Source organism: Pelagibacterium montanilacus, assembly GCF_003992665.1.
Classification (GTDB): Bacteria; Pseudomonadota; Alphaproteobacteria; order Rhizobiales; family Devosiaceae; genus Pelagibacterium; species Pelagibacterium montanilacus.
Map to the genome: position 1 here is coordinate 201,750 of NZ_RZMX01000059.1, position 21,380 is coordinate 223,129.

Annotated in this window: 19 protein-coding genes and 1 pseudogene; 9 read left to right on the forward strand and 11 right to left on the reverse strand. The window is 63.4% G+C overall.

What is annotated here, in order from left to right; all coding sequences use genetic code 11:
- The first annotated feature begins 22 nt into the window (after positions 1 to 22).
- Together EO136_RS16975 and EO136_RS16980 are read left to right on the forward strand one after the other, a co-directional pair.
- On the forward strand, positions 23 to 1,054 hold the full coding sequence (locus tag EO136_RS16975; protein ID WP_164730661.1) for an ABC transporter substrate-binding protein: 1,032 nt from the start codon (positions 23 to 25) through the stop codon (positions 1,052 to 1,054).
- 104 nt (positions 1,055 to 1,158) lie between these two features.
- Complete coding sequence (locus tag EO136_RS16980) at positions 1,159 to 2,265, forward strand: amidohydrolase family protein (RefSeq protein ID WP_127145580.1); 1,107 nt, start codon at positions 1,159 to 1,161, stop codon at positions 2,263 to 2,265.
- A gap of 224 nt (positions 2,266 to 2,489) precedes the next feature.
- On the opposite strand, the gene EO136_RS19005 is transcribed toward EO136_RS16980, so the two are convergent.
- The 3 genes and pseudogenes from EO136_RS19005 to EO136_RS16990 form a co-directional block, all read right to left on the reverse strand.
- Positions 2,490 to 2,936, reverse strand: a complete 447-nt coding sequence (locus tag EO136_RS19005) for an NAD-binding protein (RefSeq protein ID WP_281280389.1) — start codon at positions 2,934 to 2,936, stop codon at positions 2,490 to 2,492.
- Positions 2,916 to 3,404: pseudogene (locus EO136_RS19010) on the reverse strand (NAD(P)-dependent oxidoreductase); the annotation flags it as partial. The gene EO136_RS19005 and the pseudogene EO136_RS19010, both read right to left, overlap by 21 nt.
- An 81-nt stretch (positions 3,405 to 3,485) precedes the next feature.
- Positions 3,486 to 3,938, reverse strand: coding sequence for a DMT family transporter (locus EO136_RS16990; protein ID WP_127145582.1), 453 nt, complete (start codon positions 3,936 to 3,938; stop codon positions 3,486 to 3,488).
- Between the two features lie 186 nt (positions 3,939 to 4,124).
- On the opposite strand from EO136_RS16990, the gene EO136_RS16995 reads away from it, so the two are divergent.
- The gene (locus EO136_RS16995; RefSeq protein ID WP_127145583.1) at positions 4,125 to 4,532 is read left to right on the forward strand and encodes a hypothetical protein; all 408 of its coding nucleotides are present in this window, start codon (positions 4,125 to 4,127) and stop codon (positions 4,530 to 4,532) included.
- 21 nt (positions 4,533 to 4,553) lie between these two features.
- On the opposite strand, the gene EO136_RS17000 is transcribed toward EO136_RS16995, so the two are convergent.
- Both EO136_RS17000 and EO136_RS17005 read right to left on the reverse strand, forming a co-directional pair.
- Complete coding sequence (locus EO136_RS17000; RefSeq protein ID WP_127145584.1) at positions 4,554 to 5,549, reverse strand: asparaginase; 996 nt, start codon at positions 5,547 to 5,549, stop codon at positions 4,554 to 4,556.
- A 166-nt stretch (positions 5,550 to 5,715) separates the two neighbouring features.
- Positions 5,716 to 6,252 (reverse strand): hypothetical protein, encoded by a 537-nt coding sequence (locus tag EO136_RS17005; RefSeq protein WP_127145585.1) that lies wholly within the window; start codon positions 6,250 to 6,252, stop codon positions 5,716 to 5,718.
- Positions 6,253 to 6,549: 297 nt separating this feature from the next.
- Between EO136_RS17005 and EO136_RS17010 the strand changes: the two genes are divergently transcribed.
- Entirely contained in the window at positions 6,550 to 6,978 is a 429-nt protein-coding gene (locus tag EO136_RS17010) for a hypothetical protein (RefSeq protein ID WP_127145586.1), read from the forward strand.
- Positions 6,979 to 6,990: 12 nt separating this feature from the next.
- Here the strand turns inward: EO136_RS17010 and EO136_RS17015 are convergent, their stop codons facing one another.
- From EO136_RS17015 to EO136_RS17030, 4 genes are all read right to left on the reverse strand, one after another.
- Positions 6,991 to 7,965: a sugar-binding transcriptional regulator gene (locus EO136_RS17015; RefSeq protein WP_127145587.1), complete on the reverse strand. Its 975-nt coding sequence runs from the start codon at positions 7,963 to 7,965 to the stop codon at positions 6,991 to 6,993.
- A 128-nt stretch (positions 7,966 to 8,093) separates the two neighbouring features.
- On the reverse strand, positions 8,094 to 8,843 hold the full coding sequence (locus EO136_RS17020; RefSeq protein ID WP_127145588.1) for an alpha/beta fold hydrolase: 750 nt from the start codon (positions 8,841 to 8,843) through the stop codon (positions 8,094 to 8,096).
- A 16-nt stretch (positions 8,844 to 8,859) separates the two neighbouring features.
- Positions 8,860 to 9,093: a biotin/lipoyl-containing protein gene (locus tag EO136_RS17025; RefSeq protein WP_127145589.1), complete on the reverse strand. Its 234-nt coding sequence runs from the start codon at positions 9,091 to 9,093 to the stop codon at positions 8,860 to 8,862.
- 91 nt (positions 9,094 to 9,184) lie between these two features.
- Positions 9,185 to 11,647 (reverse strand): alpha-ketoacid dehydrogenase subunit alpha/beta, encoded by a 2,463-nt coding sequence (locus EO136_RS17030; RefSeq protein WP_127145590.1) that lies wholly within the window; start codon positions 11,645 to 11,647, stop codon positions 9,185 to 9,187.
- A gap of 142 nt (positions 11,648 to 11,789) precedes the next feature.
- On the opposite strand from EO136_RS17030, the gene EO136_RS17035 reads away from it, so the two are divergent.
- The 3 genes from EO136_RS17035 (at position 11,790) to EO136_RS17045 (ending at position 14,179) form a co-directional block, all read left to right on the forward strand.
- A complete protein-coding gene (locus EO136_RS17035; protein WP_127145591.1) occupies positions 11,790 to 12,731 on the forward strand; it encodes a carbohydrate kinase family protein in 942 nt (313 codons plus the stop codon).
- A gap of 69 nt (positions 12,732 to 12,800) precedes the next feature.
- Positions 12,801 to 13,604, forward strand: a complete 804-nt coding sequence (locus EO136_RS17040; RefSeq protein WP_127145592.1) for an inositol monophosphatase family protein — start codon at positions 12,801 to 12,803, stop codon at positions 13,602 to 13,604.
- A gap of 254 nt (positions 13,605 to 13,858) precedes the next feature.
- A complete protein-coding gene (locus EO136_RS17045) occupies positions 13,859 to 14,179 on the forward strand; it encodes a hypothetical protein (protein WP_127145593.1) in 321 nt (106 codons plus the stop codon).
- Here EO136_RS17045 and EO136_RS18675 read toward each other — a convergent pair.
- The gene (locus tag EO136_RS18675) at positions 14,176 to 14,316 is read right to left on the reverse strand and encodes a hypothetical protein (protein ID WP_164730662.1); all 141 of its coding nucleotides are present in this window, start codon (positions 14,314 to 14,316) and stop codon (positions 14,176 to 14,178) included. The two genes, EO136_RS17045 and EO136_RS18675, sit on opposite strands and share 4 nt — an antisense overlap.
- Positions 14,317 to 14,484: 168 nt before the next feature.
- Between EO136_RS18675 and EO136_RS17050 the strand changes: the two genes are divergently transcribed.
- Both EO136_RS17050 and EO136_RS17055 read left to right on the forward strand, forming a co-directional pair.
- A complete protein-coding gene (locus EO136_RS17050; protein ID WP_164730663.1) occupies positions 14,485 to 16,674 on the forward strand; it encodes a sensor histidine kinase in 2,190 nt (729 codons plus the stop codon).
- On the forward strand, positions 16,671 to 17,318 hold the full coding sequence (locus tag EO136_RS17055; protein WP_127145595.1) for a response regulator transcription factor: 648 nt from the start codon (positions 16,671 to 16,673) through the stop codon (positions 17,316 to 17,318). The genes EO136_RS17050 and EO136_RS17055 overlap by 4 nt, the downstream gene beginning before the upstream one ends.
- Before the next feature lie 24 nt (positions 17,319 to 17,342).
- Here EO136_RS17055 and EO136_RS17060 read toward each other — a convergent pair whose 3' ends face one another.
- A complete protein-coding gene (locus EO136_RS17060) occupies positions 17,343 to 21,254 on the reverse strand; it encodes a trifunctional glycoside hydrolase family 18/polysaccharide deacetylase/glycosyltransferase family 2 protein (RefSeq protein ID WP_127145596.1) in 3,912 nt (1,303 codons plus the stop codon).
- Positions 21,255 to 21,380 lie beyond the last annotated feature (126 nt).

The window sequence follows — 21,380 nt, forward strand, 5'->3', positions numbered from 1 at the left end:
GTTTCACAAAGGGAGGAATACCGTGAAACATCTCAAGACACTTCTAATTGCAACAGCACTGCTGTCGCCCTCGGCGCTCTACGCCCAGGATCTGCAGACCATCAACGTCATCAAGCCGTTGCCCCGGTCAGCCAACTTCTACCCCCTGATCGCCGGCGAAGCGCTCGGCTATTTCGAGGAAGAAGGTATCGAGGTCAATCTGCTGCCATCGGCGACGTCGGTTCCCTACGTGGCCTTCGTACAGAACGGCCAAGCCGACGTGGCCATGCTGGACCACTCCGAAGTCATCAACGCAACCGCCGCCGGAGCCGGCATTTCGGTGGTCTACGAAGTGATGCAGAACGCGCCCGAAGGCATTGCCGTGCTCGGTGACAGCGAAGTCGAAAACGTCGCCGATCTGGCCGGAACCACCGTCGGCCTCGTTTCGGACCGTGACGCCAACACGCTCGCAATCGCGTTGGGCACCGTCGACATGACGCTCGACGACGTCCAGACCGTGATCGTAGGCGAAGCCGGGCCGACCCTGGCCAACGCGCTTCAGAATGGCTCGGTCTCGGCCATCGTCGGGTCGGTTCCCGACTGGCTTGCCGTCCAGGCGATCGGCATCGACATCAAGATGATCTCGCCCCCGGAAATCTCGCAGGTCCCGGCCAATAACTTCGTGATCAGCAATGCCCGCAAGGACGAGATCGCGGATATCGTGGAAGGCTTCCTGCGCGCCTGGTCCAAGGGCATGTACGTGGCCGAAGTGGACCATGGCGTCGTGACCGAGATGGCCAAGCGCGCGGTTCCCGAGGAGTGGGAGAATGAGGAGTTCGGTCAGGAATTCCTCGACGCCTCGATCCCCATGAACGTGTCGATCACCGAAAACGCCGGCGATCTGCAGGAAGGCTTGTGGGAAGAAATCCAGCCCCGCATGCAGTCGGTTGGAGCGATCGACGAGTTGATCGATCCCGCCGAGTTCCTCGACAACTCGTTCATCGAGCCGGCCAACGACTGGACCCGTGAGGACGTGGAAGCCGACGTGGCTGCCTGGCGCGAATCCAACATGTAACATCTGTGGCGTCCCTGCGGCGCTCAGTATTCGGAAACAGGGCCGGCCTCAGTCGGCCCTGTTTTTCAGCTCAACGACAATTAGACCATCAAGGAACGCCGTACATGGATCAGACAATCAAGGATCACAGTGTCATCGATACAAGGGAGCGCGGTGACAGCCACAACCGCTACGGCCCTACCGCTGCCCGCGACTTTCCCAGCGAGCCACGGCGGCTCAAGAGCAAGACCGTGGACGTGCACGCCCACGTCTTCGTAAAGGAAGCCCAGGATTTTGTGGGGCCGCATATCCAGGCCATGGATATCCCCATGATGCGCTACTCCAATGACGAGACGCGCGGCATCAACAGGCTTCAGGAGCAGGATCGCGCCACGGCCATGGTCGATGTGGAGGACCGTATCCGCGTTCTCGATGCCATGGGCATCGACGTTCAGGTCGTCGCACCGCCCCCGCCGCAGTGCTACTACACCGTGCCGCTCGAGATCGCCGTCAAGGGAACCCAACTCGTCAATGACGGCATGGCTGCATTCGCGGCTGCGCGCCCTGATCGGCTTGCCGCCATGGGCAGTGTACCGCTTCAGGGCGGGCAGGAAGCCGCGCGTGAACTCGAGCGCTGCATGACCGAACTCGGCATGAAGGGCGTTCAGGTCCTGACCAACGTCAATGGCGCCGAACTGGCCGACCCGGCCTTTGAGCCCTTCTGGAAGAAGGCCGAAGAACTGGGCGCCCTGGTCATGATTCACCCCAATGGCTACACGCAGGGCGAACGTTTCCAGGACTATTACTTCTCCAACGTCATCGGCAATCCGCTCGACACCTCGGTTGCGCTGCATCACCTGATCTTCTCGGGCACGCTCGAGCGCATGCCCGACCTCAAGATCCTCGCCGTGCACGGCGGCGGGTTTTTGCCGGCCTATTCGGGCCGCATAGACCATGCCTGGGGCGCACGCAAGGACAGCAATGCCGGTCTGCCCAAGCCGCCGACCCACTATCTGCGGAAGGTCTATTTCGACAACGTGGTCTTTACGCCGCACCAGCTCGAATACCTCGTGAAGGTGTTCGGCGCCGACCACATCATGCTCGGCACCGACTACCCCTACGACATGTGCGACTACGATCCGGTAGAGCACATCGTCAGCTCGGACCTGACCGACGAACAGCGCGAGATGATTGCCGGCGGCAACGCCCGCAAGTTGCTTGGCATCGACTAAAGCCTGTCCTGATCTGATGCACTCGGATCAGGCGCCCAGGTCTTGGCTCAGTGGCGCTCCCGAACCGGATAAGTGCTTCCACTTTCCATGGTAGCGTCCTGAGGATCAGCGTTTCTTGAAAACATAAGGGGCTCGGACCGGTTGGTGCGAGCCCCTTGTCCGTTCGACGCATCAAGGGCTTAAAGCTCCTGTTCTGGTTCAATCAGAACAGGATACGAGGACGATCAGCTCTTCCGGCTTTTTAGATAGGCGAGGGCTGCGATCACGATAGCGTCCTCGCCAGCCATGCCGTCTGCCGCCGCGGCTTCGAAAACCGAACGGGCCGCGCTGCTGACGGGGAGGTCGATCCCCCGTGCGCGAGCCGCCTCGACCATGAAGGCGAGGTCCTTGGTGGCGCCGCGCATCTCGAACTCTGCAGGCGGGAAATCCGCGCCCTCGACCAGCCTGGTCACGGCCTCCTGCTTGCGCGGCAGGACCGCCGCCGTTCCGGACGTGTCGGCCATGAGATCGATCAGTCGATTGGGCGCGATCTCGAGGTCGGACACCAGCGCGAGAGCCTCACCGAGCGCTGTCCAGTAGACCATCAAGGGCAGGTTGACCGCAAGCTTGAGCCGCGCTCCGGCCCCAAGGGGGCCGGCATGCTCAATGCGCCGGCACAGGGTTTCGAGCACTGGACGCGCTCGGTCCAAGGCCTTCGCGTCACCGCCCACAAGCGCAAGAAGCTGTCCCTTGCGGGCCGGTCCGACAGACCCACCGACCGGGCACTCAAGGAGCGCCGCGCCGCTACTGGCAATGGCTTCCTGGAGCCATCCGATCCCATCTGAGCCCAGGGTCGACATTTCGACGAAGAGCGAGCGCGATCCTGCCCCAGCCAGAAGCCCATCGGAGCCCTGATATACGGCCTCGACCGCGGCGCGGTCAAAAAGGATAGTGATTACGGTATCGCAGGCGGCAGCCAGTTCCTTGGGAGACGCGGCCAGCTTTGCTCCCTTTTCGACCAGCGGCGCAGCCTTGGCCCCGTCGCGGTTCCACACCATGATGCTGTAGCCGGCCTCCATCAGCCGCTCGGCCATGGCACTTCCCATGCGGCCGGTGCCGCACAACCCAATCAGCGCATTCGACATGTCGCTTTTTCTCCTCCCAGATGAATTGCGTGTGCGCGAGCGCTCCGGAGGAAAGCTACGTCGGCTTTCCGCCTCAGAAGCGACAAGCGAAGTGCCCTAGAGCCTCGACATGAACAGCCCTGCCATGACGAGGCCAAGTCCGGCGAGCCGGGGCCAGGTGATCTCCTGCACTGGCAGGCCAATGGCGCCATAGCGGTCAAGAAGCAGGGCCGCCACGAGCTGGCCGAACACCACGCCGGCGGTGACCGTGAACGCGCCGATGATCGGGACGCTCCATATCAGCACCGAGATGTAGAAGGCCCCCATGGTGCCGCCCACCCACACCCAAACCGGCGTGTTCGAGAACAGTCCCTTGGGCAGCGGCGTGCCTCGGAACGCCCAGATCACGGCGAGCACCAGAAATCCGACGAGGAAGTTCAGGCATGCAGCGCTAACGGGGTCTCCCGTCGCGCGGGCGAGCGTGGCGTTTATGGGCGCCTGCACGGCCAGCAGCGCACCAGCGCACACCGCCGCCAGGAGAGCGAGAATAACCGGATTGAATAGAGACATGGAGAGGCTCGCTGGACTGCCCGGCCCAACGCACCAGGCTGTTTATCGTCCGCTAATCTTTCAGGTAAAGCCGGCAACGTCAATCTTGCCCGAGCGGCGACGGCCCCCAATTGGTGGCTTGACCCTGTTTATCGAACTATAAATAATGATCGCCGCAACCGAGCTGTTCCCGGGAGGAGAAGAACCATGTCCGAAACGATCGATAAGAGCCGCCTCGCCACCCAGCCGCACTGGTCGCCCGAGCTGGTCGATGAGCTGGCCGAGGCCCGCACAAACGGGCGTGTCGGCGCCTCGCTCGTGAGTGAGACCGATACCGTCAGGGTCTGGCTGATCGAGATGGCACCGGGCGAACGCCTGCCGTTCCACACCCATGTGCTGAACTATTTCTGGGTCGCGACGACGGCCGGCAGCGCCCGGTCGCGTTATGCGGATGGAAAGGTCGTGGACATGGACTACGAAGTCGGAATGACCCGCCATATGAGCTTTGCCAAGGGCGAGTTCATGACCCATGATCTCGAAAATATCGGGGATACGGTGCTGTGTTTTACCACCGTGGAAGACAAGCGCAGTGAGAACCAGCCGTTGACCGTATGATCGACGGCTGGTTCTCGGGGGTTACCGCGCCGCAAACGCCGAAGCGATCTCGGCGGTGTCCGTCTGGCCGGACGCCAAAAGCAACTGCAGCAGCAAGCGTGCCTTGATCGGGCCCAGCCGTCCGCCGCGGATCAGGCCGCGCCCCAGAAGGTCGATCTCCGAGCCGGGAAAGCCATAGGTCTTTTCAAACACCGGTCCGGTGACAACGCGTGTGGACAGGATCACCGGCATGGTGCGGGCCAGCGTCTCGAGGGGGACGATCATGTCTTTCGAGACATGGCCCGCGCCCATCGCTGACACCACCGCGCCCTTGAACCCTGCGCGCTCCACGGCCTCGATCAGGCGGCCATCATCGCCGAGCCCGACCTGAAGCAGTGCGACCGGCGGAATGTCCCCGGCATGGGGTCCTGAAATTCGGGAAACGGGCAGGGGCTGCATGCCCTGAACGAAACTGCCCTCCATAACGTGGCCGATGGGACCATACGGAGCGGACGTGAAGGTAGACGGCAGGCCGGTATGGCCTTTCCGGACGAACCGGGCCGAATGCACCTCGTCGTTGAGCACGACCATCGTTCCTGTGCCGCGGGCGCCGCTTGCCGCGACTGTAGCAGCCGCGAGCAGATTGGCAGGCCCGTCGGCCCCGGCAGCCTCCGCACCGCGCATGGCGCCTGTCACGACGACTGGCTTGTCCGCGTCGAGCAGGCAGTCGAGGAGGAATGCGGTCTCTTCGATGGTGTCGGTGCCCTGCACCACGATGGCCCCGGAGAAATCTCCCGCGAGGCTGTCGGCAATCAGACGGCTGACGTCCGCGATCTGGCCCAGCGATAGCGACGCGCCCGGAATCTGGAAGGGCGAGTTCACGATGATGTCGGCGACCTCGGCCAGACCCGGTACGGTCGCGACGAGATCATCGCCCGACAGGGCCGGCACGATGCCGCCCGATGCATCGCGCTTCATCGAAATCGTGCCCCCAAGGGCAACGACCAGAACGCGTTCACGTCCGCTTTTTTGGTTCATATCGGTCCTCCTGTTTCCGCAGTCGGCGACTCGGCCGCGGCCCGCCAATGGGGTTTAGGCGCAGATGCCTGTCCGGACAAGTTCTGCAAGGCAGAGCGAGCCGGCGCACAAAGAAAAAGGGCACGCCATCGGCATGCCCTTTACCTTGAAAGATGCGGCTCAGAAATTACTGAGCGGCGCCGTTTGCCGGCTCTTCGTCGGCAGCCTGCTCGTCGAGTTCGATCACTGTCACGCCAGGCTGTTCGCCAGTTTCGTCTTCAGCAGCAGAGGTATCTGCGGCCTGTTCTTCGGTCCCGGCATCGGTGGCTTCTGCCTCGCCCTCGGTGGCCGAACCATCAGCCTCTGCGGACGGATCGGTCTCGTCAGCGGCTTCCTCGTCCGCGGAGGCGCTCGAAGACGACGAGTTGGTCAGAACAGATTCAAGCTCGGAAATCGTGGTCTGCGCTTCGTTCAGTCCGGTGCGAACCGTGTCGAGTTCTTCCTGCAGCTGGGTGTTTTCTTCCTGGAGAGCCTCGAGTTCGGTCTGGGCAGTGTCACGGTCGGCTTCCGCAGTCTCGCGGGCGGTCACTTCACTCTCGATCTGGCCGCTCAGTTCCGTGTATTGCGCATCGAGATCCGCCACGGACCCTTGCATGTAGAAATAGGTCCCCGCCACGCCGACAATAAAGGCGACAATGGCAGTAATGACGGTAGAGCTTTTCATCGTCCGTTCTCCTTGGAGGACAAGTTATGGCCGTTTTCCGGCCACTGGATGCGCATTTCCGTACGAAGGCGGTTGCCCCTCGTCAAGCCCCATCACGGGGCCAAGCCAAGGGCGCCATGCCATGATCGGCAAGACCTTCAACAGTCGGGGCCATAGTCCCCTATTCCGGCGAGCGACGCAAGTTGCCGCGTGGGTGAGAAGCGTTTCGCACTCCCCCGAAGCGGGGGATGAGGCAGGCGCGGCGAAAGAGTAGACTGCCCCGCGTCTTCTCATTGTTCGCGCAGGGAATGAATGCCGATGTCGAAAAGTTCCAGTTGGCATCCCCGAATTGCGGCCATGGTGCTTATGGCGATTGCGCCGGTCGGTCACGGTCTTGCAAATGAGGCGGCCACAGAACCGGGAGGGCCCATCAACCATTTCGATTGCGCTGCGGCCTATCGGACATTGAGCGTGGGCTCGCCCTACTTGCCGGGCTTTTTCGTCATGTTCGTCGCTGCGCCCCGGGGAGGCTATGCGGAGCGCATGTACAGGCGGGAAACGCCGCCGGAGGAGATGCTATCGAACGATCGGATCGACGAGGAAATCGAAGAGCGCTATCGCGCCCGCATGCAGGCTCTCGAGGACGGCACCGAGACGATCGAGGATGTGATCGGCGACGTCCATATCTGCGATGCCCAATACGGACATGAGCCGACCTGGACCGGGGGGATGGGCGAGGACGGGTGAACCGAAATGGCTTCAGGCGCCTGCGATCTCGAGGATCGCTTTGGCTGCGCTCTCGTCGGTGATCAGCGTGCCGACATGCATCCGCTTCATGGACGCCAGGATCGCCCGGGCGCGGTCGGCCCCGCCAGTTGCGAGCACCACATGCCTGGCCTTTGCCACCGTATCGAGATCGATCGACATGACCCGCGCATTGATCGGATGGTCCACCGACCGCCCGTCCGCATCGAGGAAATTGCACATCACGTCGCAGATGCATCCGGCATCGACCAGCGCATCGAGATCATCGGGGTCGATAAAGTCCCGGCCGAGCGAGGCGCCCTCGATCAGGACGTTGCCGCAACTGACCACCGCCAGATCGAGCCGCCCGGCCATATCCAGCAGTTTGTCGAGCCCGCACTTTTCGAACAGGGTCGCCTTGGTTTCGGTTGAATCCACGATCAGCGGCGCGAGAAACAGATAACACTCCGCGTCCATCAGGCTGGCAAGCCGCCAGGAATATTCGACGGGATTGAGGTGGGTGGGATGGATCAGTCCGCCAAGCAGCGACACCACGCGCACATCGGGCCGTCGCGTCGGAACGAAGGTGTCGAGAGATGCGGTCAGGGTCCGGCCCCAACCCACCCCCACGGTCATCTCGTCTGTCAGGGTTTCCGAGAGGAAGCGCCCCAGCGCAGCGCCCACCGGCACATGCGCACCCATCGGGTCGACGCTTGCGGGAACCACTATCGCCTCGTCCAGCCCGAAGGCTTCTTCGAGCGCGATGGCCAGTCCGATGCACTCGTCGATGCCTTCACTGACCCAGACGCGAACCTCATTACGGCGCTGCGCCTCATCGAGCATGCGCATGACGGTTGCACGGGAGACACCCAGCCGCTCGGCAACCTCCACCTGGGTCAGCTTCTGGTTGAAATAGAGCCAGGCGGCCCTCAGACGCAGCGAACCGGCCCGCGACGACTTCCGGTCCGGCTCGGGACGAATGCTAGCCATTGGGTTCTGTACTCCCGTCCTCGGCCTAGAGCACATCCTGCTCTGACTGAATCAGAACGGGAGCTCTAAGTCTTTGATTTATCGCGTTTCCGAACCGGAAAAGTGATTCCACTTTTTCTGAAAACGCTCTAGTCGGAGCCAGCGGCTGACACCAGCAGCCGGTTGACCTTGCTCGCATATTCCACATGCGGCATGTGCCGCGCACCCTCGATCAGCTCGTAACTGTCGCCCGAACGCGCGGCGAAGTCGGACGAGGGCGGATTGATGGAATCGTCCGTCCCCCAGATCCAGAGAACGGGGCAGTCAGGAAGGGCCGGGGCTCGCAAGGTCTTGAGTTGATCGCCGATGCGCGAGAGGGCCTCACGCCGCCCGGGTGTCTCGAGACCGTTGAGCACATGGGCTGCCATTTGACGGTTGATGAGCCGCGGACGGGAGACAAGGGTCTGGAGAAGAGCTTCGGTCTCATCCTCGCTCTCGAGCCGGGGCAGGCAGTCCACGAATTTCTCGTCTATACCGGTGCCATATCCGGCCGGAGCAATCGCCACGACCGAGCCGACGCGGTCCGGCACGCGCGCTGCCAGTCCGAGCGTGACGGCCCCGCCCAGCGAATGGCCAACCAAAAGCCACGAGCCCTCGATGGCCGGATCGAGAGCTTCGTAGGCGGCCTCGACCAAATCGGCGATCGCGCCGGTGCCGACCTCTGACGGGGCCGCACCGTGACCGGGCAGATCGAGCGCAAAGACATTGGCGGTCTCAAACAGCGCGGGAGCATTTGCAGCCCAGCCGAAGCGGTCTGCGCCGAAGCCGTGGATGAAAAGGACCGGGCGGGCGGACAGGTCGCCGCCCAGCCTGTGCAGCAGCGCCGAGGGCTGGCTCATCAACTTGCCTTCAAGCCTATTCGATGGTCGCGAGGGTCGCGCCGACTTCAGCCAGCTCGCCCTCTGGCACAACGATCGCCCCCAGTGTGCCGGAGGCGGGAGCCTCGATTTCCATGCTCATCTTGGTCGTGGTGATCACGGCGATCAGCTCTCCCTGTTCAATGGCATCGCCAGGCGATTTGAGCCATTCGGTGACTTCGGCTTCGGTGATTTCATTGCCGAGTTGTGGCACCAGTATCGGCGTGCTCATGCGGGGACTCCTCCTTGAGGGCTATTCCGGGTCGGAAGTGCGACAGATCAAAAGATGTAGAGCTCTTGTTCATATCAGGACAGGACAGGCATTAGATGCCCAGTTTCGAGAGTTCGATATCGTCCCAGTTTCGGATGCCGAGCCGGTTGGACCTGCGCTCGGGATAGAACTCGCCGGTCACGATGTCTATGATGTCGGCGGGCTGAGGGAAGTAGGTCTGCTCCATTTCCGCGCCCGGCACGATCCAGTTCGGCGAGCCCAGAACCCGCGGTGCGGCCTTGAGGTCGGCAAAGGCGAACCGGGCGACATTGGCTGAAAGCGTCATCGCGAAGCTGCCGCGCTCGGAGGCCTCGGTCACGATCAGCAGATGTCCGGTCTTTTTGACCGATTCCAGGACCTTCTCGTAGTTGAACGGCACCAGTGAGCGGACGTCGATGACCTCGCACGAAAGGTTCGCGGTTTCCTCGAGCGTGTCCGCCGCCTTGATGGCTGTGTAGAGCGCCGGGCCGATGGTGAGAACGGTAACGTCCTTGCCTTGCCGCTTGATGTCGGGCTCGCCCATGGGGATGCGGTAATAGTCCTCTGGGACACCGTCGGTGCGGAACTGTTCGACCGTATCGTAGAGCCGCTGGCTCTCGAACATGACCACCGGGTCATTGCTTGCGAGCGCGGAGGCCATCAGCCCCTTGGCATCATAGGGGGTGGCCGGATAGAGGACCTTGAGGCCGGGCATGTGCGAGATCAGCGCACTCCAGTCCTGGGAATGCTGGGCGCCGTACTTGCTGCCCACCGAGCAACGCAGGACGACCGGCACCTGCAATTCGCCAGCCGACATGGATTGCCACTTGGCCATCTGGTTGAAGATTTCGTCGCCGGCGCGGCCGATGAAGTCTCCATACATCAACTCCACGAGCGCCCGCCCGCCTTCAAGCGCATAGCCCACGGCCGTGGCCACGATCGCCGCTTCGGAAATCGGAGAGTTGAACAGCCGATGATAGGGCATGATGTCGGACAGGCCGCGATAGACCCCGAACGCGCCACCCCATTCCCTGCATTCCTCGCCATAGGCCACGAGCCGTTCGTCACAGGTCATATGAGCGAGCACTGACTCAAAGAGGCCATCGCGCACCGTCACGGCCCGCATGGGAGACAGCGCTTCGCCGTCCTCGCCCTTGCCGGTCCTTGCCTTGCGGGCAATTTGCCTGATGGGCGCGGATTCCTCGGGTTGCTTGAGGAGCGGTGCCTGGCCTTCAGGCAGATCGATCTCGGTGTTGGAGAACATGAGCTTGCCGATCGCCGTGGGATCGGCCGGTATGTCGATGACCGGTGCGATCTCGGGGTCGACTACGGCGCGCGTGACGGCCGTGATCGCGCGGCGAACCTCTTCGCGCATCTGCTCGACGTCATCCTGGCCCAGCACACCGGCCTCGACGAGCTGGGTGCCGAACCGCGAGATCGGATCGAACCGCTCCCAGGCCTTGAGTTCCTGGCGGGTGCGGTAGACATTGGCATCGGTCGTGGAGTGGCCGGAAATCCGGTAGCATTCCACGTCTAGCAGGGCCGGGCCCTTGCCCTCGAGCAGAAGCGCTCGCTTGCGGTGTACAGCATCGGCCACCGCGAGCGGGTTGGAGCCGTCGACCGTCTCTGCATGCATCGAAGCGGGATTGACCGCCGCCCCGATCCGGGAGAGGCGCTCCCAGCCCATGGTTTCGCCGCTCGTCTGGCCACCCATCGCGTAGAAATTGTTATTGAAGAAAAAGAGGACCGGCAGGCCACCCTTTACCGCGTCGTCCCAGAGCGTGTCGTACTGCGCCATGGCCGCAAAATTCATCGCCTCCCAGACCGGCCCGCACCCGGTGGAACCGTCCCCGGCATTGGCGACGCAGATTCCGCCATTGCCCGCGAGTTTCTTACGGAGCGCCGCCCCCGTGGCGATACCAGCCGACGCGCCGACGATCGCATTGTTAGGATAGGTCCCGAAGGGCGGGAAAAAGGCATGCATCGAGCCGCCCATGCCGCCATTGAAGCCGCTTTCGCGCATGAAGATTTCGGCCAGCAGACCGAACAGCAGGAAGTTCTCGGCCAGCGTCTTTCCCGTGCCGCCGACGTGTTCCGAGACCAGCCGCTTGAGCGCGCCACCCTTGTGCTCGTCCATGATCGTCTCGAGCCGCGAAGCGTCCATCTTGTCGATGGCCGACAGGCCCTTGGCGAGAAATTCGCCATGGCTGCGGTGCGAGCCGAAAATGTGATCGTCCGGTTCAAGCGCGAGGGCGGCCCCTACTGCTGCGCCCTCCTGCCCGAGCGAGAGGTGAGCCGGGCCCTTATAGGTGTACGCGATGCCCTCATAGGCGCCAGTCGCCTTGAAGGTGCCCAGCATCGTCTCGAACTCGCGGATGACGATCATGTGCCGGAGCGCCGCGCGCAGGCCCTCGTCGCCGTAAGCGCGCCGTTCGTCGGCAAAAGGCGTGTCGTAGGCATGGACCGGGACTCTCGCAAAGGCGACTTCGCCCCGCTGCATTGTCTTCTCGGGATCGACTGCGAGTGTTTTGGGCATGGCATCCTCCTGCGGCGCATTTCTGAAAATCCTTGTCAAACGCTGCAACATTTGTCAAACCGAATAAGCAAATGTTGCTCACTGGTAGGTGGTGACCGTGAGGCCATCCGTACGCTATGGCGACGCAAAGGGGAGGTTGCGCATGATCCTTGCATGCGGAGATTCGCTAATCGATTTCGTGACGCGCGATAGCGAGGGGCATACCGTTTACGAGCCCTATCCCGGCGGGTCGGTTCTCAACTTTGCCGTTGCGATCGGGCGTCTGGGCAGCTCCGTCGGGTTCATGGGAGGCGTCTCTGCCGATTTCTTCGGGGACATGATCCTCACGCACCTTTCGGCCTCTGGGGTCGACGTCCGCTTCGTCACGCGGCAGGCCGCCGGCACGACGCTGGCCTTCGCGCAGATCAAGGAGGGCAAGTCGCGCTATGCCTTTTTCGACGAGAACAGCGCCATGCGGAACTGGTTGTTCAATCCCGAGGCCCTCGGGAGCCAGTTGCCGACCGCAGTGCATGTGGGATCGATCGCACTCATCGATCCGGGCGCGTTTACTCAGGCCATGGCCCTGATCGCTGCAACGCGATCGGGCGCCGTGATCTCGCTCGATCCCAATTGCCGACCTTCCCTCGTCGTCGATGAGGATGATTATCGCGCGCGGATCGGCGCGATGATGGCGTGCTGCGATATCGTCAAGCTTTCCGACGAAGACCTGGCCTATCTCCACCCAGGCCTCTCGCCAGACCAGTTCGCGGAAGACTGCATGAGCAATGGCGCGAGCATCGTCGCGCTCACGCGCGGTGCCGATGGCGCGATCATATGGTGCCGGGCAGGGCATGTAGAGATCATGGCCGCACCTTGCGAGGTGCGCGACACGATCGGTGCGGGCGACAGCTTCCATGGCGCGCTGCTCCATGCCCTCGATCAGATGGGCCTGCTCGGGAAATCGTGGCTCGAGTCCATCGGTCGTGACGAACTCGAGCGGGCCGGGCGGTTCGCTGCCACCGCGGCGGCGATCACCTGCAGCCGGGACGGGGCAAATCCCCCCCGCGCCGAGGAGGTTCGCGCCCAGGCAGGTTCTCTGCTATGAGGCGCTCGCCCCCCATCGGGTGACAGGCCCGCCGCCCCGGTTCCAGTTTGCCAATCAGGAAGTCTTCACGTGTCGCCATCAGATCACAACGCCAGGCATGACCTCGCAGTTTCTATCTCACGGGAGGCCGGTGCGCTGGCGCTGGACTATTTCCACCGCCGCGACACCCTCGTCATCGAGAACAAGGCGAACGCGCAGGACGTGGTTTCGATTGCAGACAAGAATGTGGAAACGCTGATCCGCGAGCGCGTCTTTGCCGCATTCCCCGAGGACGGCTTGATCGGAGAGGAGCATGACGACGTGCCTTCGCGGTCCGGGTATACTTGGGTCGTCGATCCCATTGACGGCACCAGCCCCTTCGTTGCCGGTTTGCCGGACTGGTGTGTCTCCATTGCGGTGCGCGACGAGACCCGCACCGTCGCCAGTGCCATCTTCGTTCCGTGCCAGGACGATCTCTACCACGCGCTGCGCGGGGAGGGGGCGTGGCTCAACGAGCGCAAGCTGGCGATGGACCCCGACCTGTCGCTGCGCAACGGATTGACGGGCATGGGCGCCAATTACCGCTTGCCCATTTCGCTGATCACCACCTTTGCGGAACGGCTGATCGGCATTGGCGGCATGTTCTACCGCAATGGCTCCGGCGCTCTGATGCTCGCCTATGTGGGCGCCGGCAAGCTGGCCGGCTATTACGAATCCCACATCAACGCCTGGGACTGCCTTGCCGCGCTCCTGATCGTGGAGGAGGCCGGTGGCTATGTGAACGATTTCGCGGCCCATGGCGATCTGCACAAGGGCGATGAAGTCTTCGCTGCCGCGCCGGCGGCCCGCGAAGATTTGCTCAAGATCTCCGAAGGGCTTAAATTCGTTCCCTGACCCGCGGTACAGTCCCCCGTTCCGGGGGCTGATGCTCTCATGTGTCCCTGTCACTCTCCTGGCAAACGATCGGGGGTGCACTATGGGACACGAACAGACGCAGGCACGGCCGGGTTGGGCCTCTGCTGTGCTGATCATCACGGTTTGCCCTTCTCGGGCCGCTGCTCGGCCTCTTCGGGGTCTGGGCCATCATCACCGCAGTGTCCCTTGCGGTCGAGTTGCACAACCCGACCGGGCAGGATTTGCGAGTGATCGTGTCCGCGGGCCTCCTGGTCGGTCCGGTCTTCGGTCTTCCCATTGCCTATATGTTGGGCATTTGGCCCGCGCTCGTCGTCGGCACGGTGGCCGCGATCACCCATCACCGGAGCGGCAGGGCACGCTTCGTGGCGCCGCTGATATGCGCCGTCGTGCTCTGGGGAGTTATGGCGCTCCTCTCAGGATCGACGATCGCCACCGAGATCGGCCGCCAGACCTGGGTGTGGGGCCTGCTAGCGGCCCAGATGCTCGGCACGTTAGGCAGCCTTGCCCTGTGCGACGCGATCCTTGGCCGGGGACGGGACCGGCAGGCGGCCTAGAACTGGCTCGGGCAACCCGAACCGCAATCCACTGTCTTGTCGCCCCACGTCTGGACGAGCGCATCGCCCGCCAGCACCAGCGTCACGATGAGCGCCAGCGCCGCGCAGGCCAGTGAGATTTTCGCTGCAATTGCCATCCCGTGCACTCCCTTAAGTCCATCGCAATGCTGACGCTGCTGTCGGGCCCAAACATCCCCCGGTTCGGGGGGCTCACCCGGCGTGGTGATGCGCCTAGGGTCTGCTTGGTTGCGGCTTGCTGCCCTTGTGGTTTGTCGCGCCGGCATCGCGAGAGGAGGTCGTTGGATTTGGCAGCGCGCTTTGCACCGTCGATCGTTCTCTCCCTTGCCGCTGCGCTGGGGGTGGTGCTGGCTGCGCTTGTTATCGGCATCGCGATGGACCAGCGCTGGCTCGGGCTGCATCTGAGCAGCACGCCGGACAATCATTGGTTCGATGCGGGCGTAGAAAGCGTATGGATAAACGGCTTTGCGCCCGCGGGGCCGTCGGAGTTCCTTCCGCCTTATCCGCTGATGCTCACCGCGATCTCCGATGACGCGGGCAACCGGGTATCGCTGGTGTCCGAGGATCTCATCGAGGATCCGTCAGGCCTCGCCAGCTACGAGAGCCTCAATGCGTTCTTCGCGCGCCAGAGCGCCATTGCATGGATAATCCGGGAAAACTATTCGGTCAGGCTCGAGGTGCAGACCTCCTTCGGCGACGCCGAAATCTTCGAGGTGATGGCTGAGCACCAGCGGGCGGTCACCTCGCTCCCTGCCGCATTCTGGGTGCAGCTCGGGGTGGGACTTGCCGGCTTCTGGACCGGGGTTTGGGTTTGGACGATGCGGGCCAGCACCTACGAAACCCGGTTGCTCGCCGTTGCCGGGACGGGGCTGATGCTGGCCGCGTTCCCTGCGGCTATCTACAGCACCCGTGAACTTGCCATCGACGGCAACTGGTTCGTCGCGCTTCACGCGCTCAAGCAGGCCGGCCTCGCGGTCTTCGCCGCAGGCACGATCGGGCTTTTCATGCTCTATCCGCGTCGGGTCGCCGGCCCGATCTGGACTCTGTTTCCAGCGACCGTTCTGGCCCTTTGGCAAGTCGCGGGCATCGTGCATCTTGCGCCCGGCCCCCTCCTCGGCGCCCACCTGCCCATGATCGCCGCGATGGCAACGATCGCCGTTCTGGTCGCCCTGCAGTTTGGTGCAACCAGGGCGGATCCGCGCGCCCGCGCCGCGCTCAAATGGCTGGGGCTGTCTGTTCTGGTCGGTACGGGGGCCTTCGTTGCCACCACTGTCGGGCCCATCCTTTTCGGCATGACCCCCGTTATCCCTCAGGGCGTGGCTTTCCTGTTTTTCATGCTCATCTATGGCGGCGTTGCGCTGGGCGTGGCGCGTTATCGGCTGTTTCAACTGGAGGACTGGGCCTTCAGAACGCTGTTCTATGTTGGTGGCGTTCTCCTGCTTCTGGTCATCGACGCGGTTCTGGTCATGACCATCGTCGATGAACGGGCCCCCGCCTTTGCTTTGTCTCTCGTGATCCTGGCCTTGATCTATCTACCGCTTCGCGACACTCTGGCCAGCCGGGTCCTTCGTCGGCGGGAGCCGCCCCGCGACGTGCTGTTCGGGCAGGTCGTGGATGTCGCGCTTACGCCGCCGGGAAGGGATCAGAATGCGCGATGGGAGGCCTTGCTGCGCGCTGTGTTCGAGCCGCTACAGATCGCGCCGCAAGCCGGCATCGGCAAACTGGAACTGATCGAAGATGGAATCGCAATGGCGGTGCCTGGCTTTGATGGTCTTAGCGGCTATCGGCTTGGCTATGCCCATGGGGGACGTAAGCTGTTCGGCCCGCGTGACATGGGGCTGGCCGGCGAACTCAATGCGATGCTGACCAACGCCATAGAAAGCCGGCGTGCCTACGAGAAGGGGGTCGCACAGGAACGCGCACGGATCGCACGTGACATTCACGACAATATCGGGGTGCAGTTGCTCGGAGCTCTGCACAGCCGGGAGAGCGAGCGCAAGGACGTGATGATCCGCGAAACCCTGACCGATCTGCGCGGCATCATCAACAATGCATCGCGTCCCGAACTGTGCCTCGAGGACATGGTGGCCGACCTGCGATCCCAGATATCGGAGCATCTGGACGCCGCAGACATTGCCCTGCACTGGGCCCTGGATGGGGAAGGGGACATCGTGATTTCAATCAGCGCGGCCCACACCCTGCGTTCGATGGTGCGCGAGGCGATCCAGAATGTTCTGCGTCATGCGGGCGCCGCCAGCGTGAAGGTGAGCATCGAAGCGCGCCATGGTCATGTCGCGGTATCCATCACCGATGACGGCAGGGGCTTTGACCCCGAGACCGCGGACAGGGGCAATGGTCTGGTCAACATGCAAACGCGTGTGGAAGCGCTCGGCGGGCAGTTTGCGATTGCAAGCGGTGCTACAGGTACGCTCGTGTCCTGCCGGTTTCCCGGCACAGCCGGAGGTGAAACCCAATGACCCAAATCCTGGTCGTCGAAGACATTGCAGAAACCCGCCGCTGGCTGGTGGACATTGCACGCGACGCCTTCGGGGAGGGCGCCCAGACCCATGAAGCGGCCAGTATGAGGGCCGGGCTGGCGGCGGCCGCGGCGCGCGACTACGACGTGGCGCTGATCGATCTCGGCCTGCCCGACGGCACAGGGCTCGACGTCTTGCGGAACCTGCGGATTCTCAGGCCCGAGACGATCTGCGTGGTGACGACCGTGATGGGCGATGACGCTCATATCGTCGGGGCCTTGTCGGCCGGTGCGCAGGGTTATCTTCTCAAGGAACAGCCCCGCGACGTCCTCGTGCGCCAGCTTCGCCAGATGGGGGAGGGCATTCCCGCCCTCTCGCCCTCGATTGCCCGCAGGATCATGAACCATTTCCGGCTCACCGGACCCGTGGCGCCCGAGGTCGACCTGACGGCACGCGAGAAGGACGTTCTGGCGCTGATCGGGCGGGGCTTGCGCAATGGCGAGGTGGCCAAGGCGCTCGAGCTCACCGAGAATACTGTGGCCGGATACATCAAGAGCATCTACCGCAAGCTTGGCATTTCCTCGCGGGCCGAGGCCTCCTGGCACGCGGTGCGCCTGGGCCTGGGCCAGAACAACGATCGGTAGCCGTCGCGTCGGCCACGTCTTGATCTATCGGCTTACGCCCGGGAGCTTGACGCTATCGGTCCGCGCAAGCGTGCCCCAGCCGACGAGCGATCCCCTGATTGCGGACAGCGTGGCCTTGATGGCGACGAGGTAGAGCACCTGCCGGTAGTAGATGCGCTGGGGAATGACCAGCGCCAGAAGCCACCAGTTCTCCCGGCGCTCATGCGCGAACGCGACCACGGCGGACAGGAAGTCGAGCAGCATGAAGGCGCTGAAGAGAGCAAGCACGAACAGCGTGCGTTCCATGTCCAGCAGGGCCGAGTTCGTCGTGACCTTGAAGATGAGGTCGCCCAGGGTGAGGACGGCGACCAGGTCGGCGACCGGAGCCACGAGCGGGAACAGTATCTGGAAAATGAGGATGTTGGGCAGGGCGGCCAGCCCCACGCCTTTGGAATCCCGGAGCTTCATGGCGCTGCGGTGCTTGAAGGCCACCTGCAGCATCCCGAACATCCACCGGAAGCGCTGCCGGAACAACTGTCCCGTCCGCTCCGGGGCCTCGGTCAGGGCGATCGCCCGCGGCTCGTAGGACACCCGGTATCCCGCGCGCAGCAGACGGATCGTGAGGTCCGCATCTTCGGCCAGGGTGTCGGTCGTGAACCCGCCCGCATCAAGGACCGCATCGCGCCGCCAGGCGCCGACCGCGCCGGGAACCACGGTGATCGCGTTCAGAATCTCGAAGGCCCTGCGGTCCAGATTCTGCGCCGTTATGTATTCTACCGCCTGCCAGCGAGTGAGCAGATTGTTCCGGTTGCCCACCTTGGCATTGCCGGCCACCGCCGCCACGCGCGGGTCGCGGAAATGGGCGGCCAGACGCGCCACGGTATCGGGCAGGAAGACCGTGTCCGCATCGAGCGCCACCACCACGTCGCAGTCGAGTTTCTCGAAGCCGAAATTGAGCGCTGCTGCCTTGCCGCCATTGGGTTTTCTGAACACCGAAACCATCGGATGATCGGCAAATTGCCGGGCGCAGATCTCGTAGGTGTTGTCGCGGGAGCCATCGTCGACCACCACGATGGTCATATTGGCGTAGTTGGATTCCAGCAGCGAATGAATCGTCTTGAGAATGACTTTTTCTTCGTTATAGGCCGGCACCACGACCCCGACCTTGAGATCGCGTTGGGAGGCGGGCAGAAAGCTGCGCGGGCGCCGCAGGCACGAGAGAACGATCAGCAGGAGCGCTCGGCTCACCCCGAGCACGATGGCCGCGAGGAACAGTGCGCCAAGCACCTGCTCGCCGACCCTCAGGGTCGAAAATCCCGCGACCTGCAGCGAGGAACCGACCGACGACTGGATCGGAGCTTCGGGCATGACCTGCTCGGGTGAAAGGCCCACCAGCGCGGAGGCCGGAACCAGCTCGTAGCCTTCCGAGAGCATCGTCTCGATGATCGTCGGCAGCGCCTCGACCGTCTGGCTGCGATCTCCGCCGCCGTCATGGAGAAGCACCACATTGCCCAGCCCGGAGCGCACCCCGCGCAGCACGGCCGAAGAGATCCGCTGGGCGTTGGGGGCCCACCAGTCCAAGGGATCGATGTTCATGTTGACGGTGAGGTAACCCAGCTCGGCGACCGTCGCGAGCGGTGCGACCTCCGAGGGGGTGCGTGGATTGGCGTCAGCCGCATAGGGCGCTCGAAAGAGCGCCATGTTCCGTGAGGTGATCGATTCAAAGACCCTCTGGGTGGCGTTGAGGTCCAGCCGCAGCATGTCCCGGCTGACATTGGCCACGTTGACATGGGAGAAGGTGTGATTGCCGATCTCGTGACCCTCGGCCACGATCCGCTCGACCAGTTCGGGGTGCCGCATCATCGCACTGCCGAGCGCGAAAAAGGAGGCCTTCACGTCGTATTTGGCGAGGATGTCGAGGATCTGCGGGGTATGGACCGGGTGTGGCCCGTCGTCGAAGGTCAGGACGACGCGCCGTTGGTCCCCGCCGCCCCAATGGTCGATCTCGTAGGCCTGGGGGTAGGTGGTCATGGCGACATCGGTGATGCGTCCGCTTTCGGGCGCGGTGGTGATTTCGCGCTGGCCCGGTTGCGGTTCGTGGACGAGCCGGGTGATCTCGCCCTGTCCCACGCGGGTGATCTGGTAGCTGTAGTCGATTGGCTCTAGCGTTTCGGGCAGCACGGACATGGGCGCGGACAGCAGGTTCCACACCGCAGGGTCCTCGGTGCCGAGCCGGTTGACCGCAAGGCCCGCGAGTTCGGAATCCCGCACCACCTGCAATTGGTTGTATGCGGTCGTCGCGTCCAGCATCCAGACCGTCTCGACGCGTCCGGCGTCCGTTGTGATCGAGAAGGTGGGAGTGCCCGAGGCCGCGTCCCAGACCACGTCCGCATCGTTCTGCCCGGCCCGCTTGAAGGCGTCGAGAACCGACAGTCTGCGGGCCGGCGCATCGTCCTGCCATAGAACTGCGGAGTTGGAAAAGCTGTAGATCAGTTTCTCGGGCGCCACCGCGTCCGTCCATTCGCTCCAGCGCTGCTCGAACCAGGGCTGGGGCGCGAGAGGCCCTGCCGATTGACCGAGCCGCGCCAGGTCGATGCCGGTCACGATGATGGAATCCACCCGTTCGGATACCTGTTCGGGTGCAAGGATGCCCCCAGAGAAGGGCAGGACATGATGGACCGAAAAGCCTGACTCTCCAAAGAGCTGCGAGAGGGTCTCAAGAAAGGCGTAGTGATCCTCTTCCAGCGTCTCGGTCAGGCCGCCGAAATCGATCGTGATCCCGCGAAAGCCATTGCCGGTCACGTAGTCGAGAAGGTTGCGCGCCAGCATGTCGCGGGCGGACGCGGAGGTGAGCAGATTGGCCAGCCGCTGGTTCTGGCTTTCCCCGTCCTGCATATCCGACAGGACCGGGGCGATCTCCATCCCGGCCTGTTCTCGATCGATGAGGGACAGCACTTCGTCGGTCTGGAGCGGGTCGTTGAAACCCAGCCGCCCGCTCTCGTCGGCGATATGGACCCAAAGGGGCAGAAGGACATCGATCTTCTGGATGTTCTCGTGCAGCGAGGACATCGCTTCCCCGCTCCAGTTCACATGGAAAGCATAGGTGGGAAGCGTTTCCGGAGCCGCGGGCGCTTCCTGCGCATGCGCGGAAGAAACCAGCAACCCGCCCAGATGGCCGATAAGCGCAGTCAGGTGGTCGGCAAGGCCGGCTTCCACTGCGCCCGACATCTGGCCCGGGACGGATGTGGCGCCGAGCGTCTGCCAGCTATCGGTCTCGGTCGTCAGGATCTGGATGCTCGGGGCGCCGGTCAGGGTCTCTATCCGCGTCTGGCCGCGGGCGCGTCCGTTGAGCACATGGATGCCGCCAACATAGTCATGCGCCGCGGTCATGGCCGGGGCTTGGGGCTGGACGGGCAGGTCCGGGCGGGGGCGGGGAAGCGGTGGTGCCGTGGTGATCGATGTGGCCGTCCGCGCGACCGGATCGGGGTACCCAGAGCTTGGAGAGGGGGCCGACGCCACCGTCTGCGGCTCGGGCATGGCCCGCAGCGCCGCGTGTTGTTCGGGGGTGAGAGGTTGCGTCTGGGGGCGTGCAACGGGCCCAGCTTCGGCGATTTCGATCGGCGCGCTTTCGGCGGCGTCCTCGGGCCCTGGAACCGACACGGGAAGGGGAGCGGTCTGGGCGATCTGGAAGCCATCGTCCTGAAGCGGGGTGACCAGGATCACTTCGTCTGGCTGGGCGAGGGTGACCGCCTTCATGTTCGGCGCCTGCACGATGCCTATGCCCAGAGTGGTGCCCATGAGAGCAAGGCTCGTCAGGGCCAGAAAGGAAAGTCCGATGAAACTGAACCAGCGCCGGCGCGTGGGATCGAAGAAAACCGGGGCATCGTTATGGGCGGCCACAGCTTCGCTGGCGCGAGTCTGGTCCGGTTTCTCCTCTCTGGTCGTGCTCGGTGGCATGCCGCGTCACCCGTTGCGCTGATTAACAGGGCGTTAATAGGTCGGAGTAACGCGCGACAACAAGGTTAACAGGGTATTGACGGCTTGCAATCAACTCCGGTGGTAAATGGTTAAGGTAAACGGCCA

Bases quoted from the DNA above. Each gene is read 5' to 3' on its own strand.
- EO136_RS16980 (WP_127145580.1), top strand. From the start codon at position 1,159: ATGGATCAGACAATCAAGGATCACAGTGTCATCGATACAAGGGAGCGC.
- EO136_RS16990 (WP_127145582.1), bottom strand. From the start codon at position 3,938: ATGTCTCTATTCAATCCGGTTATTCTCGCTCTCCTGGCGGCGGTGTGC.
- EO136_RS16995 (WP_127145583.1), top strand. From the start codon at position 4,125: ATGTCCGAAACGATCGATAAGAGCCGCCTCGCCACCCAGCCGCACTGG.
- EO136_RS17000 (WP_127145584.1), bottom strand. From the start codon at position 5,549: ATGAACCAAAAAAGCGGACGTGAACGCGTTCTGGTCGTTGCCCTTGGG.
- EO136_RS17005 (WP_127145585.1), bottom strand. From the start codon at position 6,252: ATGAAAAGCTCTACCGTCATTACTGCCATTGTCGCCTTTATTGTCGGC.
- EO136_RS17010 (WP_127145586.1), top strand. From the start codon at position 6,550: ATGTCGAAAAGTTCCAGTTGGCATCCCCGAATTGCGGCCATGGTGCTT.
- EO136_RS17015 (WP_127145587.1), bottom strand. From the start codon at position 7,965: ATGGCTAGCATTCGTCCCGAGCCGGACCGGAAGTCGTCGCGGGCCGGT.
- EO136_RS17020 (WP_127145588.1), bottom strand. From the start codon at position 8,843: ATGAGCCAGCCCTCGGCGCTGCTGCACAGGCTGGGCGGCGACCTGTCC.
- EO136_RS17025 (WP_127145589.1), bottom strand. From the start codon at position 9,093: ATGAGCACGCCGATACTGGTGCCACAACTCGGCAATGAAATCACCGAA.
- EO136_RS17030 (WP_127145590.1), bottom strand. From the start codon at position 11,647: ATGCCCAAAACACTCGCAGTCGATCCCGAGAAGACAATGCAGCGGGGC.
- EO136_RS17035 (WP_127145591.1), top strand. From the start codon at position 11,790: ATGATCCTTGCATGCGGAGATTCGCTAATCGATTTCGTGACGCGCGAT.
- EO136_RS18675 (WP_164730662.1), bottom strand. From the start codon at position 14,316: ATGGCAATTGCAGCGAAAATCTCACTGGCCTGCGCGGCGCTGGCGCTC.
- EO136_RS17055 (WP_127145595.1), top strand. From the start codon at position 16,671: ATGACCCAAATCCTGGTCGTCGAAGACATTGCAGAAACCCGCCGCTGG.
- EO136_RS17060 (WP_127145596.1), bottom strand. From the start codon at position 21,254: ATGCCACCGAGCACGACCAGAGAGGAGAAACCGGACCAGACTCGCGCC.